The following is a 16,518-nucleotide window of genomic DNA, read 5'->3' as shown; positions in this document are numbered from 1 at the left end:
GTTTGGCATGAGCTTGATTCCCAAAAAAGGTACCGTCTACGTCGTTGATGATGACGAAGGCGTGCGCGACTCGTTGCAGTGGCTGCTCGAGGGCAAGGACTACCGCGTCCGCTGCTACGACTCGGCCGAAACTTTCCTTTCCCGCTACGACCCCCGCGAAGTGGCCTGCCTGATCGTCGACATCCGCATGGGTGGCATGACCGGCCTTGAGCTGCAGGACCGCCTGGTCGAGCGCAAGTCGCCCCTGCCCATCGTGTTCATCACCGGCCATGGCGACGTGCCCATGGCGGTCAACACCATGAAAAAAGGCGCGATGGACTTCATCCAGAAGCCTTTCCAGGAAGAAGCCCTGGTCAACCTGGTGGAGCGCATGCTGGAGCAAGCCAAGGAAGCCTTCAGCGAGTTCCAGCAGTCCGCCAGCCGCGACGCCCTGCTGGCCAAGCTGACCTCGCGCGAGGCCCAGGTGCTCGAGCGCATCGTGGCGGGCAGGCTCAACAAGCAGATCGCCGACGACCTGGGCATCAGCATCAAGACGGTGGAGGCGCACCGCGCCAACATCATGGAAAAGCTCAACGCCAACACCGTGGCCGACCTGCTCAAAATCGCCCTGGGGTCCAACGCGCCCAAAGGCTGACCGCTCTCCTTCGCTGTTTTTCCGATAGCCCCTTGACGCCCGTATTGATTGGACCAGCGGGCGTTTTTACTTTGACAAACCGATTCAAAAATGACCGCCCAGCTGATTGACGGAAACGCCCTCTCCAAACAATTGCGCGCCGACGTCGGCCAGCGGGCCGCCGCCCTGCGCGCGCGCGGCGTCACGCCAGGCCTGGCCGTGGTGCTGGTGGGCGACAACCCGGCCAGCCAGGTCTATGTGCGCAACAAGGTGAAAGCCTGCGAAGACAGCGGCCTGCATTCGGTGCTCGAGAAATACCCCGCCACCCTCAGTGAAGCCGATCTGCTGGCACGCGTGGACGCACTTAACAATGACCCGTCCATCCACGGCATCCTGGTGCAGCTGCCGCTGCCCGCGCACATCGACGCGCACAAGGTCATCGAGGCCATCTCTCCCGCCAAGGACGTGGACGGTTTTCACGTCGCCAGCGCCGGCGCCCTCATGGTCGGCCAGCCCGGCTTCTGGCCTTGCACGCCTTACGGCTGCATGAAGATGCTGGAGAGCATTGGCTACGACCTCAAAGGCAAACATGCCGTGGTCATAGGCCGCAGCAACATCGTCGGCAAACCCATGGCGCTGATGCTGCTGCAAAAGAATGCCACCGTCACCATCTGCCACAGCGCGACCAAAGACCTCAAGGCCATGACGCTGCAGGCCGACGTGATCGTGGCCGCCGTCGGCAAACGCAATGTGCTGACGGCCGACATGGTCAAGCCAGGCGCCGTCGTGCTTGACGTGGGCATGAACCGCAACGACGAGGGCAAGCTTTGCGGCGACGTGGATTTTGAGGGGGTCAAGGAAGTCGCGGGCTACATCACGCCGGTGCCCGGCGGTGTGGGCCCCATGACTATCACCATGCTGCTGGTCAACACACTCGAAGCCGCCGAGCGCGGCTGAGGCGCTTAGTCCGCGGCAGGCGCCTGATCAACTTGCGCTGTGGGCACCAGGCGCCACAACGCCAGGCCGGCGCATAGCCACTGCAGGGCATACAAGGCCGTACCCAGGCCATGCCAGAGCTTGAGGTTGCCACCCTCGGCGCGCGCGCTGACGATGCGCGGCGCAATGCCGAACTCCACCAGCAAGGCCAGCAGCAAGCCGGCGACCACGAACTTCATGGCGGCCTGCGCCTGCAAGGCAAGAGCCGCATCGTCTTTTTTATTGAGCACCAGCAAGAGGAGCATGGTGCAACCCGTGCTGAGCCAGGTTTGTGCGGTGAAGAGCTTGGCGGCCATGGCGCCGGCCGCGGCGGGCGTGCCCAGGTTGGCGAACAGCATGGGAACCACGACGAGGCCCAGGCCGGTCAGGCTGCCCCACCAGAGGGCGGCCACCATCACATTGAAGCGCTGCTTCACGAAATGAAACTCAGATGTACATCACCGCGATGATTTCATAGCGCTTGACACCGCCCGGCGCCTGGACTTCGGCCGTGTCGCCCTCGTTCTTGCCGATCAGCGCGCGCGCGATCGGCGAGCTGATGTTGACACGGCCCAGCTTGATGTCGGCTTCGTCTTCGCCGACGATCTGGTAGGTCACCTTGTCGCCGGTGTCTTCATCTTCGAGCTCTATGGTCGAGCCGAACACGACCTTGCCGCCCGCGTCCAGTTCGGACGGATCGATGATTTGCGCAGCGGAAAGCTTGCCCTCGATTTCCTGGATGCGGCCTTCGATGAAACCCTGGCGGTCCTTGGCGGCGTCGTATTCGGCGTTTTCGCTCAGGTCGCCCTGGGCGCGCGCTTCGGAAATCGAATTGATGACCCAGGGGCGGTCAACGGTCTTGAGTTGGTGCAGCTCGGCCTTGAGGCTTTCCGCGCCGCGCTTGGTAATGGGAATGGTGGCCATGTTTTTTGCTCCTGCAAAAGCGAAACCGCCACCAGTCACCTGGCGGCGGCGCTTGAATCCAAAATTTCAATCAAACAAGTTTAATGCAAATCAAGCCCGGCTCAAGCTGGAAATGGCCCTGGAAATAGCCCGGGAAAAACCCGGGTACCAGACCATCAGGCCAGCTGGGCGTGCAGCTCCTGCACGGAATACACCGGCAGGTTGTCCAGGTATTTCATACCCTCCACGGCCGCTTCGGCACCGGCAATGGTGGTGTAGGTCGTCACGCGGGCCAGCAGCGCCGAGGTGCGGATCTGGCGCGAATCGGTGATCGCGTTGCGCCGCTCTTCGACCGTGTTGATGACCAGGGCGATTTCATTGTTCTTGATCATGTCCACCACGTGCGGCCGGCCTTCGGTGACCTTGTTGACCACGGTGCAGGCAATGCCTGCCGCCTGGATGGCCGCCGCCGTACCTTTGGTCGCGACCAGCTCGAACTTCTGCGCGGCCAGCGCACGCGCCACTTCCACGGCGCGCGGCTTGTCGTTGTTCTTGACGGTCAGGAAGACCTTGCCGGAGGTGGGCAGTTTGGTGCCCGCGCCCAGCTGGGACTTCACGAAGGCTTCGCCGAAGGTCTTGCCCACGCCCATAACCTCACCGGTGGACTTCATCTCGGGGCCGAGAATCGTGTCCACTCCGGGGAACTTGACGAAGGGGAACACCGCTTCCTTGACGCTGAAGTAAGGCGGCGTGACCTCGTCCTTGATGCCTTGCGAAGCCAGCGACTGGCCGACCATGCAACGCGCCGCCACCTTGGCCAGCTGGATGCCGGTGGCCTTGCTGACGAAGGGTACGGTGCGCGAGGCACGCGGGTTGACTTCCAGCACGTAGATCACGTCCTTGCCGTCAATGTTCTGGATCGCGAACTGCACGTTCATGAGGCCAACCACCGTCAGCGCTTCGGCCATGGCCGCGGTCTGGCGCTTGATTTCAGTCACGGTTTCCGCGCTCAGCGAATACGGCGGCAGCGAGCAGGCCGAGTCGCCGCTGTGCACGCCGGCCTGTTCGATGTGCTCCATCACGCCGCCGATAAAGGTGCGGCCCTCAGGATCGCGCAGGCAGTCGACGTCGCATTCGATCGCATCGTTCAGGAAGCGGTCCAGCAGCACCGGCGAATCATGGCTGACCTTGACGGCTTCACGCATGTAGCGTTCGAGGTCACGCTGCTCATGCACGATTTCCATGGCACGGCCGCCCAGCACATAGCTGGGGCGCACAACCAGGGGGTAACCCAGCGCTGCGGCTTTTTCCAGTGCTTCGGGCTCGGTACGCGCCGTGGCGTTGGGCGGCTGGCGCAGCTTGAGTTCATGCAGCAGCTTCTGGAAGCGCTCGCGGTCTTCCGCGGCGTCGATCATGTCGGGCGAGGTGCCGATGATGGGCACGCCGTTGGCTTCGAGGTCCAGCGCCAGCTTCAGGGGCGTCTGGCCGCCGTACTGGACGATCACGCCCAGCGGTTTTTCCTTGTCGACGATCTCGAGCACGTCTTCGAGCGTCAGCGGCTCGAAATACAGGCGGTCGCTGGTGTCGTAGTCGGTGGAGACAGTCTCGGGGTTGCAGTTGACCATGATGGTCTCGTAGCCGTCTTCGCGCATGGCCAGCGCCGCGTGCACGCAGCAGTAGTCAAACTCGATGCCCTGCCCGATACGGTTGGGCCCGCCGCCCAGCACCATGATTTTTTTCTTGTCGGTGGGCGCGGCTTCGCACTCGCTGCCTTCGGCCTCGTAGGTCGAATACATGTAGGCGGTGTTGGTCGCGAACTCGGCGGCGCAGGTGTCCACGCGCTTGTAGACCGGGCGCACGCCCAGGGCGCGGCGCTTTTCACGGATGGCTGTGTCGGTGGTCTTGAGCTGCTTGGCCAGGCGGCGGTCGGAAAAGCCTTTTTGCTTGAGCGCGCGCAGAGTGACGGCATCGATTTTGTCGAGCGAGGTGGTTTCGAGTTCGAGCTCGATCTTGACGATCTGCTCGATCTGCACCAGGAACCAGGGGTCGATCTTGGTCAACGCAAAAACTTCGTCGACGCTCATGCCCTGGGCGAAGGCATCGCCCACGTACCAGATGCGATCCGGGCCGGGCGCGCCGAGCTCTTTCTCGAGCACTTCGCGGTCCTGGGTTTTCTCGTTCATGCCGTCCACGCCGACCTCCAGGCCGCGCAGTGCCTTCTGGAAAGACTCCTGGAAGGTGCGGCCCATGGCCATGACCTCGCCGACGGATTTCATCTGCGTGGTCAGGCGCGAATCAGCGGCCGGGAATTTCTCGAATGCGAAACGCGGAATCTTGGTGACCACATAGTCGATGCTGGGCTCGAAGCTCGCGGGGGTGGCGCCGCCCGTGATTTCATTGCGCAGCTCGTCGAGCGTGTAGCCCACGGCCAGCTTCGCGGCAACCTTGGCGATCGGGAAGCCCGTGGCCTTGGAGGCCAGCGCCGAGGAACGCGACACGCGCGGATTCATCTCGATCACAACCATGCGGCCGTCGACCGGGTTGATCGAGAACTGCACGTTGGAGCCGCCGGTGTCCACGCCGATCTCGCGCAGCACAGCCAGCGAGGCGTTGCGCAGGATCTGGTATTCCTTGTCGGTCAGCGTCTGGGCCGGGGCCACCGTGATGGAGTCGCCGGTGTGCACGCCCATAGGGTCCAGGTTTTCGATGGAGCAGACAATGATGCAGTTGTCGGCGGTGTCGCGCACGACTTCCATTTCGTACTCTTTCCAGCCTAGCAGCGATTCCTCGATCAGCAGCTCGTTGGTGGGAGAGGCCTCGAGGCCGCGCTTGCAGATGATTTCGAACTCTTCAGAGTTGTAGGCGATGCCGCCGCCGGTGCCGCCCAGCGTGAAGCTGGGGCGGATCACGGTGGGGAAGCCGACGGTCTTCTGCACCGCCCAGGCCTCGTCCATGCTGTGCGCGATGCCGGAGCGGGCCGAGCCGAGCCCGATCTTGGTCATCGCGTCCTTGAACTTCAGGCGGTCTTCGGCCTTGTCGATGGCTTCGGGCTTGGCGCCTATCAGCTCGACCTTGTATTTGTCGAGCACGCCGTTGTGCCAGAGGTCCAGCGCGCAATTGAGCGCGGTCTGCCCGCCCATGGTCGGCAGGATGGCGTCGGGGCGCTCCTTGGCGATGATTTTTTCGACAGTCTGCCAGGTGATGGGTTCGATGTAGGTGACGTCGGCGGTGGCCGGGTCAGTCATGATCGTAGCGGGGTTGCTGTTGATCAAGATGACCTTGTAGCCCTCTTCGCGCAAGGCCTTGCAGGCCTGCACGCCGGAATAGTCGAACTCGCAGGCCTGGCCGATGATGATGGGGCCGGCGCCGATGATGAGGACGCTCTTGATGTCTGTGCGCTTAGGCATTTTTCTTCTCCCCAGCCTGTTCCATCAGCGCGGTGAAACGGTCAAACAAGTATGAAATATCGTGCGGGCCCGGCGATGCTTCCGGGTGGCCCTGGAAGCAGAAGGCCGGCTTGTCGGTACGGGCCAGGCCCTGCAGCGTGCCATCGAACAGGCTGATGTGCGTGGGCCTGAGGTTGGCGGGCAGGCTTTTCTCGTCGACCGCGAAGCCGTGGTTCTGGCTGGTGATGCTGACGCGGCCGTTGTCCAGGTCTTTGACCGGGTGGTTGGCGCCGTGGTGGCCGAACTTCATCTTGAAGGTCTTCGCGCCGCTGGCCAGCGCCATGATCTGGTGGCCCAGGCAGATGCCGAAGGTCGGGATGCCGGTTTCGATCAGCTCGCGCACCGCGGTGATTGCGTAGTCGCAAGGCTCCGGGTCGCCCGGGCCGTTGGCCAGGAAGATGCCGTCGGGTTTGAGCTTGAGCACGTCGGCGGCGGGCGTTTGCGCCGGCACCACCGTGATGCGCGCGCCGCGCTCGGCCATCATGCGCAGGATGTTTTTCTTCACACCGAAGTCGAAGGCCACGACGTGGAACTTCGGGGTGATCTGCACGCCGTAGCCGGCGCCCAGCTTCCACTCGGTCTGCGTCCATTCATAGGTCTGCTTGACCGAGACGACCTTGGCCAGGTCCAGGCCGGCCATGCTGGGGGCGCCACGCGCTGCCGCGACGGCTTTCTCGATCGCGGGCTGGCTCACCGCCTCACCCGCGGGCAAAGCCAGGATGCAGCCGTTTTGCGCACCCTTGGTGCGCAGGTGGCGGGTCAGCTGGCGGGTGTCTATGCCGGCGATGGCGACGGTGTTTTCCTTGACCAGGTACTCGGACAGGGTCATGGACATGCGGAAGTTCGAGGCCAGCAGCGGCAGGTCTTTGATGATCAGGCCGGCGGCGTGGACTTTTTCAGCTTCGACGTCTTCGGCATTGATGCCGTAGTTGCCGATGTGCGGGTACGTGAGGGTGACGATCTGCTGGCAGTAGCTGGGATCCGTGAGGATTTCCTGGTAGCCGGTCATCGCGGTGTTGAACACCACTTCGCCGACCGTGGAGCCCGCGGCCCCAATCGAATTGCCGATAAAGACCGTGCCGTCTGCGAGCGCCAGGATGGCGTGAGGGGTGTTTCCCTGTAGAGACAAAAGCACTGGGTTCTCCGGGTTGGTTACGGTTCGCCCAAGCGTGCACAAGATACGTCTCGGTCAAGACTCTTGCAGGCTGCTTTTGAGAGGGTGGTGGCTTTGTATGCGCTCGGGCGAAGCTGTGTTTTGAAAAGCCACTGATTATAGCCTAGGCCGTGGCCCCCACGGTCGCTCACTGCGTGGGCCTGCGGCATCTCCCTGCCCCTTTCATCACACGAGGGGCCGCTGCGCCTGCCGCCTGGCAAAACCAGTTCCGCGGCCCCTGCTGGAATTAGGAGTTCTTCACCAACGAACTTGCGTACAGGCAAATCGCCGCGGCGGCGGCGACGTTGAGCGACTCTTCGCCGCCCGGCTGGTCTATGCGGACCTTGAGGGCTGCCCTGGCCATCAGGCCGTCGCCTACGCCCTGCCCTTCGTGGCCCATGGCCCAGGCGCAGGGCATGGGCAGCTTTTGCTGGTGCAAAAAGCTGCCGTGGTGCGAGCTGGTGACGACGATGGGAACCGTCAAGGCTGCCAGCGCGTCGGGCTCCAGGCCTTCCACCAGTTGCAGGGCAAAGTGGGCGCCCATGCCTGCGCGCAGCACCTTGGGCGACCAGAGCGCCGCAGTGCCCTTGAGGGCGATGACCTGGCCGAAACCAAAGGCCGCCGCGCTGCGCAGGATGGAGCCGACATTGCCGGCGTCCTGCACCCGGTCCAGAATCACTGAAGCAGCATCGGGCTGCAGCCCCGCGCTGGCGGGCAAATCGAGCACAAAGCCCATGCGCGCAGGCGACTCCAGGCCGCTGATCTCGGGCAGCAAGGTGTCGGGGATCACGATGCTTTTGGCCGCTGCCCGCGTAAACGCCGCAGGCGCCCCGGGCCAATAGGACTCGGAGAAGACGGCCAGAGCGGGTTTAAGTCCACGCGCCAGCGCCGCGCGGCACAGGTGGTCGCCTTCCAGCCAGACGCGCCCTTGCTTTCGGTAGGCCGTGCTGTCCTGGGACAGCTTGCGCAAGTCCTTGATCAGCGGGTTGTCGCGCGAGGTGACGTGCGTAACTTCGGAGGACGGCCCGGAAGTATCCTGGCTCATCGCAGGACCTCGGCCACCGGCGCGAAGGACTTGCGGTGTTGCGGGCAGGCACCATGCTCGCGCAGCGCAGCCAGGTGCTCGGCCGTGCCGTAGCCTTTGTGGTCGGCAAAGCCGTATTGCGGATATTCGAGATGGAATTGGGCGCACCATCGGTCGCGGTGCACCTTGGCCAGGATGGAGGCCGCCGAGATGGCGGGCACCAACGCATCGCCTCCCACAATGGCTTCCGACAGGATGACCAGCGTAGGCAGGCGGTTGCCGTCAACGAGCACCTTGTTGGGCTTCAGGCGCAGGCCCTCGACCGCGCGCTTCATGGCCAGCATCGTGGCCTGCAGGATGTTGAGGCTGTCGATCTCCTCGACGCTGGCCTCGGCAATCGAGCAGCACAAGGCCTTGGCACGGATTTCGTCGTAAAGTTTTTCACGGCGCAGGGTCGTCAGCTTTTTGGAGTCGGCCAATCCCTTGATGGGGTTCAATTCGTCAAGGATGACGGCGGCGGCCACCACAGGGCCCATCAGGGGGCCGCGTCCCGCCTCGTCAACGCCGGCCACCAGCCCGGGAATGTCCCAGGACAGCGCGGTTTGCTCAGCCTTCAAGAATTTGCTGGATCGCATCGGTCGCTAATGTTGAAGTGTCTCGCCGCAGTTCGGTGTGCAGCGCGGCGAATCGTTGTTCCACAGCCGCTATTTTGTCAGGTGCCGACGATTTTGCCTCCACCCATTGCAGGATCGCTCCGGCCAGCGCTTCGGGTGTGGCTTGGTCCTGCAGCAATTCGGGCACGGCAAAGTCACGGCACAAAATGTTGGGCAGGCCTACCCAAGGCTGGAGTTTTTTGCGCCGTATGATCTGCCAGGACAGCCAGTTCATGTTGTACGCGATCACCATGGGGCGCTTGTATAACGCCGCCTCCAGGGTGGCTGTACCACTGGCGATCAGGGTCACGTCGCAGGCGGCCAGGGCGGTGTGCGACTGGCCCTCAAGGATTTTCAGATGGGCCCGCATGCCGGTTTCGTCGGCGATGCGTTCGATCGTCGCTTTCAGGGCCGGGATGGCGGGCACGACGAACTGGATGGCTGGCTGCGCTTTCCGGATCAAGGCTGCAGCCGCGAAAAACCGCTGGGCCAGATACTGGATTTCCGACTTCCGGCTACCGGGCAGGATAGCGACCACAGTGCTTTCGTCCCGCAGCCCCAGCGCGCGGCGCGCCGCGGCGCGGTCGGGTTGCAGCGGAATGACATTGGCCAGCGGGTGCCCCACATAAGTCGCGGCAATGCCGTGGACGGCCAGCAAGGCCGGCTCAAACGGAAAGATGCACAGCACGTGGTCGACGCTGCGCCGGATTTTCTCAACGCGGTCGGCGCGCCAGGCCCAGATGGACGGGCAGACGAAATGCACGGTCTTGATGCCCTGGGCTTTCAATGCGGCCTCGAGGTCCAGGTTGAAGTCGGGTGCATCCACACCGACAAAGACGTCGGGGCGCTGCGCCAGCAGGCGTTGCTTGAGCTGCTCGCGTATGCCGACGATCTCGCGGTAGTGGCGCAGCACCTCGACGTAACCGCGCACGGCCAGTTTCTCGCTGGGCCACCCCGCTTCAAACCCGCGCCTGGCCATCTGCGGGCCGCCTATGCCGCTGGAAGACAATGCCGGCCAGCGAGCCTTGAGTCCGTCAAGCAGCAAGCCCGCCAGCAGGTCGCCGGAGGTTTCCCCCGCGACCATGGCCACCTTGGGCCTTGCCGTGGAGCCGCCAGCCTCTCCACGGGCTGGCAGAGGGCTGGTCTCGAGAGACATGGGCCTTACCGGACAATGCCGCGTTGCGGCGAGGTGTGCTCAAGAAAGGAGAGCATCATCTGCACGTCAGGTGCCGACTCCGGGTGTTTCCCGGTCAGCTCGGCAATACGCGCGCGGGCTTGGTCCAGCGTGAGGTCGTCACGGTACAGCGCCTTGTGCATGGCCTTGACGGCGGAAATGCGCTCGGGCGAAAAACCGCGCCGGCGCAGGCCTTCAAAGTTCATGGACCGCGCCTCGGCAGGCTGGCCCTGCACCATGACAAATGGCGGCAAATCGGCGAACAGCAGCGAGCACATCGCCGTCATGCTGTGCGCGCCCAGCCTGACAAACTGGTGGACCACGGTGAATCCGCCCAGGATCACCCAGTCACCCACATGCACATGGCCGGCCAGCTGGGAGTTGTTGGCAAAAATGGTGTTGTTGCCGACCGAACAGTCGTGCGCCAGGTGCACATAGGCCATGAGCCAGTTGTCGTCACCCACACGAGTCACGCCGGTGTCGCCAGGCGAGCCGATGTTGAAGGTGCAGAACTCGCGGATGGTGTTGCGATCGCCTATGACCAGCTCGCAGGGCTCGCCCGCGTATTTTTTGTCCTGCGGGATCGCCCCCAGCGAATTGAACTGGAAAATCCGGTTGTCGCGGCCTATGGTGGTGTGGCCCTCGATGACGCAGTGCGCGCCGACCGTGGTGCCAGCGCCTATCTTCACGTGCGGCCCGATGATGGTGTAGGGCCCGACGCTCACCGACTCATGGAGCTGGGCCTGCGGGTCCACGATGGCCGTGGCGTGTATGCCCGGCGCGGTAAGAGGTGCGGTCATGTCGCGCTCGCCTGGATGGTGGCTGCCCGGCTCACGCTATGGTGCGCATGGTGCACATCAGTTCAGCCTCGCAGGCGACGGTGTCGCCGACGCGGGTCACGCCCTTGAACTTGAAAATGCCGGCCTTCATGCGATCCAGCGTGACATCCATGATCAGTTGGTCGCCCGGCTCGACCGGCCGCTTGAAGCGCGCGCCGTCTATGCCCGCGAAGTAATACACCGTCTTGTCGTCGGGCGTCACGCCCAGGGTTTCAAAGGCCAGCAAGGCGGCGGCCTGGGCCATGGCTTCGAGCATCAGCACGCCGGGCATGACCGGGTGATGGGGAAAATGGCCCATAAAAAACGGCTCGTTGATCGTGACGTTCTTGAGCGCCTTGATGCTTTTGCCTTTTTCAATTTCGAGTACGCGGTCCACCAGCAGGATGGGATAGCGGTGCGGAAGCTGCTTGAGAATTTGGTGGATATCCATCATGATTTTTCTTCAATGTGTCCTGAGTTCAGAATGGCTTTTTCAGCCTGCCGCAGGCGCTCGCGCAGCGTGTGGAGCTGTTTGAGCGAGGCGGCGTTTTTTTCCCAGACAGCATTGTCGTCGATGGGAAAGAGCCCGGTGTAATTTCCGGGCTTGAGGATGGACCGCGTCACGACGGACGCAGCCGACACGTGCACATGGTCGGCCAGGCTCAGGTGGCCCAGCACAATGGCGCCACCGCCCACCGTGCAGTGAGCGCCTATCGTGGCGCTGCCCGCGACACCGGCGCACCCTGCCATCGCGGTGTGCTTGCCCACGCGCACGTTGTGGCCGATCTGGACAAGGTTGTCGAGCTTGACGCCATCTTCGAGCACGGTGTCCTGCAGGGCACCGCGGTCTATGCAGGTGTTGGCCCCGATCTCCACGTCGTCGCCTATCAGCACACCGCCCAGTTGCTCTATCTTGACCCACTGCCCCTGGTGCAAGGCGAAACCAAAGCCGTCTGCGCCTATCACAGCGCCCGGATGCACAATGCAGCGCGCCCCCATGCGGCAACCGTCCGCCAGGGTAACGCGCGCCGACAGGCGGCTGCCGGCACCGATCTGCGCGCCCCTGCCGATGACACAGTGTTCGGCGATACGGGCGCCCTCGCCTATGACGGCGCCCTCCCCTATGCAGGCGAAGGCTCCCACCGAAACGCCGGGAGCCAGCGAGGCAGTGGGGTCGATGAAGGCACTGGGGTGAACGTGCGGCGCGGGCTGTGGGGTATGCCGCTGCTTCCAGAGCTGGGTGACCAGCGCGAAGGCGTGGTAGGGATCGTCCACCACGATGCAGGCGCCCCTGGCTACGGCGGCTTGCCGCGCGGCAGGCGCCACGATGACACAGGCCGCAGCGGACTGCGCGAGCTTGGCTTGGTACTTGGGGTTGCTGAGGAAGCTCAGATCCCTGGGGCCAGCGGCCTCCAAGGTAGAGAGACGCTCAATCTGCAAGCCCGGATCGCCGACCAACTCCGCATTGAGGCCTGCGAGGAACTGGACGATGTCGGCAAGACGGAGTGTCACACTGCGCCTGCCGTTTTGGCGATGGTGATCGTGGTGAACACCCCCGCAATCAACGGGAAGCGTTCAGCGCCTTGATCACCTTGTCGGTGATGTCGTGTTTGGGGTTGACGTAGACCGACTCCTGGAGAATCAGGTCGTACTTTTCGGTTTCCGCCAGGGTCTTCACGACCTTGTTGGCGCGCTCGATCACCTGCTGGAGCTCTTCGTTCTTGCGGGTGTTCAGGTCTTCCTGGAACTCACGGCGCTTGCGCTGGAAATCCCGGTCCTGGTCCACGAGCTGCTTCTGGCGCGTGTTGCGCTGGCTTTCGGCCAGCGTGGGTGCTTCACGCTCAAACTTATCGGAAAGCGTCTTGAGCTGGTTAGCCAGGTCGTTCAGCTCTTTTTCACGCTTGCTGAATTCCTGCTCAAGCTTGGTCTGGGCCGCTTTGGCGGAATTGGCTTCGCGGAAAATGCGGTCCAGATTGACGACACCGACCTTGAACTCCTGCGCGCTCGCGGAGAAACCCGCCAATGCGACAACAAGGCCGAGAAAAATTTTGCTTGAAAGATGCTTCATTAGAAAGATGTACCAATTTGGAATTGCAACCGCTCTATTCTATCGCCTGGCTTTTTACGGATCGGCGTCGCAATCGCGAGCCGCAAAGGCCCCAATGGGGAAATCCAGCTGATGCCAATACCGGTTGAGATACGCAGGTCGTTCAACTTGTATTGTTCTTTTTCCCCGAACACATTGCCGGCATCCACGAAGCCGTACAAACGCAGTGTCCTGTCATTGCCGGCGCCCGGGAACGGCGCGATCAGTTCTGCATTCAGGGTCAATTTTTTAGGTCCGCCAATGGCCAGGTCCGAGGCGTCGCGCGGGCCGAGGGACCCCTGTTCGAAGCCGCGCACTGATCCCAGGCCGCCCGAGTAGTAGTTCTTGAACAGCGGATAAGGTTGGCCGTTCAGGCCCTTGCCCCAGCCAAACTCGCCATTCAGGGCCACGGTGAACTGCTTGTTCAGCGGAATGTACTGCTGGACCTGGTAATTCGCCCGGACGAACTTGATGTCGCCCGCAACGCCCCAGTCGCCGTACACACGCTGGTAGCGGCCCATGGTGGGAACCAGGGAGCTGTCCCGGCTGTCGCGGGACCAGCCGATCGTCAGGGGAACGGAGCTGCTCTTGTAGCCGAACTGGTTGGCGTAGTCCTGGTAGCTGACGGGAAGGTTGGTGCCGGGAACAATGGTCAGTTGCTCGTAACCGCTGCCGAAATAGACGGTGTCGTTCTCGGTGAACGGCACCCCGAAGCGTATGCTGGCGCCGCGGGTTTTCAGGCTGTAATCGCCGCCCTGGCCGGAAAGTGGCTTGGAGGTGCGGTCATAAACGTCTATCGTGCGTGAAATACCGTCGGCGGTGAAATAAGGGTCTATGGTGCTCAGCACCACCTGGCGATTGGACTTGCTGGTATTGAGTTCAATACCCAGGTAATTGCCCGAACCGAACACGTTTTCCTGCTTGATGCCGAACAGCAGCGACACGCTGTCTGCGCTGGAATAACCCGCGCCAAGCTGCAGGTTGCCGGTGGGCTTCTCCGTCACGCTCATCGTCACATCGACCTGGTCTTGCGTACCGGGAACTTCCTGGGTTTCCACGTTCACGTCAGTAAAGTAACCCAGACGGTCCACGCGGTCGCGCGAAAGGCGGATCTTGTCGCCGTCGTACCAGGAGGACTCGAACTGGCGGAATTCGCGGCGCACGACTTCATCGCGCGTGCGGTTGTTGCCCGCCACGTTCACGCGCCGCACATAAGCGCGGCGGGATGGATCGGCCTGGATGACGAAAGCCACGCGGTTGTTGCTGCGGTCTATCTCGGGCACCGCCTCGACGCGTGCAAAAGCAAAGCCGAAGGTGCCGAAATAGTCGGTGAAGGCTTTCGTGGTTTCGGCCACCTGGTCGGCGTTGTAGGGCTCGCCCGGTTCAATCTTCACCAGGGTCTTGAACTCTTCTTCCTTGTTGAGATAGTTGCCTTCGAGCTTGACACCCGACACCACAAAACGCTCACCTTCGCTCACATTGACGGTAATGGCGATGCTTTGCTTGTCTGGAGAGATCGCGACCTGGGTCGACTCGACCTTGAATTCCAGGTAGCCGCGCGACAGGTAGTAGGAACGCAGCGTCTCGATGTCGGCGTTGAGCTTGGTGCGCGAGTAGCGGTCGGACTTGGTGTACCAGCTGAGCCAGCCGCCGGTGTCCAGGTCAAACAGACCCAGCAGCGTGGATTCACTGAAGGCTTTGTTGCCCGTAACGTGAATTTCCTTGATCTTGGCCACCTCGCCCTCCACGACGCTAAACGTCAGGTTGACGCGGTTGCGCTCAATGGGTGTGACGGTGGTGATGACTTCGACACCGTACAGGCTCTTGTTGATGTACTGGCGCTTGAGCTCCTGCTCGGCCTTGTCGGCAAGCGCCTTGTCGAAAGGCTGGCCATCGGCGACGCCCGCTTCGCGCAGTGCTTTTTTCAGCACTTCCTTGTCGAACTCCTTGGTTCCGACGAAATCCACATCAGCCACGGTGGGGCGTTCTTCAACAATCACCACCAGCACGTCCCCATTGACTTCCAGCCTCACATCCTTGAAAAGGCCCAGGCCGAACAACGCGCGAATGGCAGTGGAGCCTTTATCGTCGTTGTAGGTTTCGCCGACACGAAAGGGAAGTGACGCAAAAATGGTTCCAGGCTCCACGCGCTGCAAACCTTCAACCCGAATGTCGCGTACCGTAAATGGGTCAACCGCCCAGGCAGAAGTGGCTGCAAAAAGACCGGCGGCTATGGCGCAAACTGCGCGAACTTTGAAGCGATTTATTTGTTTTTGCATGAAATGTATGGAATTAGCCCAAGAGCCGGGTGACATCGTTAAACAGGGCAACACACATCATGCCCAGCAGGATCGCAACGCCACCGCGCTGCAACCGGTCCATCCAGGCGTCAGACACGCCTCGGCCAGTGATCCCCTCCCAAAGATAATACATCAGGTGCCCCCCATCCAGAACCGGCAGCGGGAGTAAATTCAGGACACCCAGGCTCACGCTGATCAGGGCCAGGAAGGTCAGGTAATAGCTCCAGCCCAGGCTCGCCGACTTGCCCGCATAGTCGGCGATGGTGAGTGGCCCGCTGAGGTTCTTGAGGGAGGCCTCGCCGATCAGCATTTTCCCCATCATGCGCAGCGTGAGGGCTGACACCTGCCAGGTGCGAACTGCACCTTGCCATAGCCCTTCGGCAAAGCCGTAGCGCACCGTGACGAGTTCGGGTGGCGCATCCACGGAGGCCTCAATCCGGGGCACCATGGTCCCGTCCAGAAGCTTCAGCTCAGGCGTGACCTGCAACATCAGCTTCTGGCCTGCGCGGATGATCTGCCAGCTCTGGGGCACTACGGCTGCGGGATCCGCACCGGAGGTTCGCGGGGAGGCGCGTATGACTTCGCGCAACTGCTGCCCATCATTGATCGCGGCATCGCCTATAGCTACCACCCTGTCCCCCGTTTTGAGGCCGGACTTTTCAGCCGGGCTTCCGGGTAGCATGTTCCCGATCACGGGAGCGGTCCACGGCCCCAGGATGCCGATTTTGCGGAACAACTGCGCATCGGCCTCGGGAGCGCCCAATGCGCTCAGCGGCAGGCGCACCGTTTGCCCGGCGCCGGCGGTGTCTGCGCCCAGCACCAGCGTGAGGTCGCGACCGTCCAGTGCGCCCTGTGTCAGGCGCCAGCGCAGGTCCTCAAACGAGCGTACATCCTGGAGTTCGTCGCCTTCAAAAGACGCCTGGACCACCGTTTCATGACCGCGCAGGCCGGCCTTTTCCGCGAGCGATCCGGCCACGGGGCTGGCCAGGACGGCTTTGGGCTCCTGCAGACCGCTCCAGTTGAGGACGGCGTACAAGAGCACGGCCAACAGCAGGTTGGCCGCCGGGCCGGCAGCAACCACCGCGGCCCGGGATTTCAGCGGCTGGGTATTGAAGGCCAGGTGGCGCTCGGCCGGGTCGACGGGCGCCTCGCGCTCGTCCAGCATCTTGACGTACCCCCCCAGCGGCAGCATGCCGATGCAAAACTCGGTGGGCTTGTTTTTGAACTTCCAGGTGTAAATCGGCGTGCCAAATCCGATCGAAAACTTGAGGACCTTGATGCCGCAGGCCACGGCCACGCGGTAATGTCCATACTCGTGCACGGCGATCAGGATTCCCAGCGTTACAACGAAAGAAATCGCAGTCAGCAGCATG

Annotated in this window: 15 protein-coding genes; 2 read left to right on the top strand and 13 right to left on the bottom strand. The window is 62.6% G+C overall.

The window, feature by feature from the left end; genetic code table 11:
• Nucleotides 1–7 precede the first annotated feature (7 nt).
• Nucleotides 8–634: a response regulator transcription factor gene (locus AC1DXS_RS08055; protein ID WP_007866460.1), complete on the top strand. Its 627-nt coding sequence runs from the start codon at nt 8–10 to the stop codon at nt 632–634.
• A gap of 90 nt (nt 635–724) precedes the next feature.
• Nucleotides 725–1,570, top strand: coding sequence for a bifunctional methylenetetrahydrofolate dehydrogenase/methenyltetrahydrofolate cyclohydrolase FolD (folD, locus tag AC1DXS_RS08050; protein ID WP_477736992.1), 846 nt, complete (start codon nt 725–727; stop codon nt 1,568–1,570).
• Between the two features lie 5 nt (nt 1,571–1,575).
• On the opposite strand, the gene AC1DXS_RS08045 is transcribed toward folD, so the two are convergent.
• The 13 genes from AC1DXS_RS08045 to rseP all read right to left on the bottom strand — a co-directional run bounded on the left by AC1DXS_RS08045 (nt 1,576) and on the right by rseP (nt 16,517).
• Complete coding sequence (locus AC1DXS_RS08045) at nt 1,576–2,025, bottom strand: DUF4149 domain-containing protein (protein ID WP_477736991.1); 450 nt, start codon at nt 2,023–2,025, stop codon at nt 1,576–1,578.
• 10 nt (nt 2,026–2,035) lie between these two features.
• On the bottom strand, nt 2,036–2,512 hold the full coding sequence (greA, locus tag AC1DXS_RS08040) for a transcription elongation factor GreA (protein WP_477736990.1): 477 nt from the start codon (nt 2,510–2,512) through the stop codon (nt 2,036–2,038).
• A gap of 155 nt (nt 2,513–2,667) precedes the next feature.
• Complete coding sequence (gene carB / locus AC1DXS_RS08035; protein ID WP_477736989.1) at nt 2,668–5,898, bottom strand: carbamoyl-phosphate synthase large subunit; 3,231 nt, start codon at nt 5,896–5,898, stop codon at nt 2,668–2,670.
• Complete coding sequence (carA, locus tag AC1DXS_RS08030) at nt 5,891–7,072, bottom strand: glutamine-hydrolyzing carbamoyl-phosphate synthase small subunit (protein WP_477736988.1); 1,182 nt, start codon at nt 7,070–7,072, stop codon at nt 5,891–5,893. The genes carB and carA overlap by 8 nt, the downstream gene beginning before the upstream one ends.
• A 265-nt stretch (nt 7,073–7,337) precedes the next feature.
• Nucleotides 7,338–8,135, bottom strand: a complete 798-nt coding sequence (locus tag AC1DXS_RS08025) for a TrmH family RNA methyltransferase (RefSeq protein WP_477736987.1) — start codon at nt 8,133–8,135, stop codon at nt 7,338–7,340.
• On the bottom strand, nt 8,132–8,749 hold the full coding sequence (gene rnhB / locus AC1DXS_RS08020; protein ID WP_477736986.1) for a ribonuclease HII: 618 nt from the start codon (nt 8,747–8,749) through the stop codon (nt 8,132–8,134). The genes AC1DXS_RS08025 and rnhB overlap by 4 nt, the downstream gene beginning before the upstream one ends.
• Nucleotides 8,721–9,923, bottom strand: coding sequence for a lipid-A-disaccharide synthase (gene lpxB / locus AC1DXS_RS08015; RefSeq protein WP_477736985.1), 1,203 nt, complete (start codon nt 9,921–9,923; stop codon nt 8,721–8,723). The genes rnhB and lpxB overlap by 29 nt, the downstream gene beginning before the upstream one ends.
• A gap of 5 nt (nt 9,924–9,928) precedes the next feature.
• Nucleotides 9,929–10,741, bottom strand: coding sequence for an acyl-ACP--UDP-N-acetylglucosamine O-acyltransferase (gene lpxA, locus AC1DXS_RS08010; RefSeq protein ID WP_477736984.1), 813 nt, complete (start codon nt 10,739–10,741; stop codon nt 9,929–9,931).
• Nucleotides 10,742–10,772: 31 nt separating this feature from the next.
• Nucleotides 10,773–11,213, bottom strand: a complete 441-nt coding sequence (fabZ, locus tag AC1DXS_RS08005) for a 3-hydroxyacyl-ACP dehydratase FabZ (RefSeq protein WP_007866435.1) — start codon at nt 11,211–11,213, stop codon at nt 10,773–10,775.
• Nucleotides 11,210–12,271: a UDP-3-O-(3-hydroxymyristoyl)glucosamine N-acyltransferase gene (gene lpxD / locus AC1DXS_RS08000; RefSeq protein WP_477736983.1), complete on the bottom strand. Its 1,062-nt coding sequence runs from the start codon at nt 12,269–12,271 to the stop codon at nt 11,210–11,212. The genes fabZ and lpxD overlap by 4 nt, the downstream gene beginning before the upstream one ends.
• Nucleotides 12,272–12,320: 49 nt before the next feature.
• The gene (locus AC1DXS_RS07995; protein ID WP_477736982.1) at nt 12,321–12,827 is read right to left on the bottom strand and encodes an OmpH/Skp family outer membrane protein; all 507 of its coding nucleotides are present in this window, start codon (nt 12,825–12,827) and stop codon (nt 12,321–12,323) included.
• On the bottom strand, nt 12,827–15,124 hold the full coding sequence (bamA, locus tag AC1DXS_RS07990) for an outer membrane protein assembly factor BamA (protein WP_477736981.1): 2,298 nt from the start codon (nt 15,122–15,124) through the stop codon (nt 12,827–12,829). Before bamA ends, AC1DXS_RS07995 begins: the two co-directional genes overlap by 1 nt.
• A gap of 13 nt (nt 15,125–15,137) precedes the next feature.
• Nucleotides 15,138–16,517 (bottom strand): RIP metalloprotease RseP, encoded by a 1,380-nt coding sequence (rseP, locus tag AC1DXS_RS07985; protein WP_477736980.1) that lies wholly within the window; start codon nt 16,515–16,517, stop codon nt 15,138–15,140.
• Between the last annotated feature and the right edge of the window lies 1 nt (nt 16,518).

Source organism: Polaromonas sp. P3_B1 (assembly GCF_056402935.1).
This window is presented reverse-complemented; position numbering and strand designations above follow the sequence as displayed.

Excerpts from the sequence above, each read along its gene's own strand:
- AC1DXS_RS08055 (WP_007866460.1), top strand. The coding sequence starts at position 8 with ATGAGCTTGATTCCCAAAAAAGGTACCGTCTACGTCGTTGATGATGAC.
- folD (WP_477736992.1), top strand. The coding sequence starts at position 725 with ATGACCGCCCAGCTGATTGACGGAAACGCCCTCTCCAAACAATTGCGC.
- greA (WP_477736990.1), bottom strand. The coding sequence starts at position 2,512 with ATGGCCACCATTCCCATTACCAAGCGCGGCGCGGAAAGCCTCAAGGCC.
- carB (WP_477736989.1), bottom strand. The coding sequence starts at position 5,898 with ATGCCTAAGCGCACAGACATCAAGAGCGTCCTCATCATCGGCGCCGGC.
- AC1DXS_RS08025 (WP_477736987.1), bottom strand. The coding sequence starts at position 8,135 with ATGAGCCAGGATACTTCCGGGCCGTCCTCCGAAGTTACGCACGTCACC.
- rnhB (WP_477736986.1), bottom strand. The coding sequence starts at position 8,749 with ATGCGATCCAGCAAATTCTTGAAGGCTGAGCAAACCGCGCTGTCCTGG.
- lpxB (WP_477736985.1), bottom strand. The coding sequence starts at position 9,923 with ATGTCTCTCGAGACCAGCCCTCTGCCAGCCCGTGGAGAGGCTGGCGGC.
- lpxA (WP_477736984.1), bottom strand. The coding sequence starts at position 10,741 with ATGACCGCACCTCTTACCGCGCCGGGCATACACGCCACGGCCATCGTG.
- fabZ (WP_007866435.1), bottom strand. The coding sequence starts at position 11,213 with ATGATGGATATCCACCAAATTCTCAAGCAGCTTCCGCACCGCTATCCC.
- AC1DXS_RS07995 (WP_477736982.1), bottom strand. The coding sequence starts at position 12,827 with ATGAAGCATCTTTCAAGCAAAATTTTTCTCGGCCTTGTTGTCGCATTG.
- bamA (WP_477736981.1), bottom strand. The coding sequence starts at position 15,124 with ATGCAAAAACAAATAAATCGCTTCAAAGTTCGCGCAGTTTGCGCCATA.
- rseP (WP_477736980.1), bottom strand. The coding sequence starts at position 16,517 with ATGCTGCTGACTGCGATTTCTTTCGTTGTAACGCTGGGAATCCTGATC.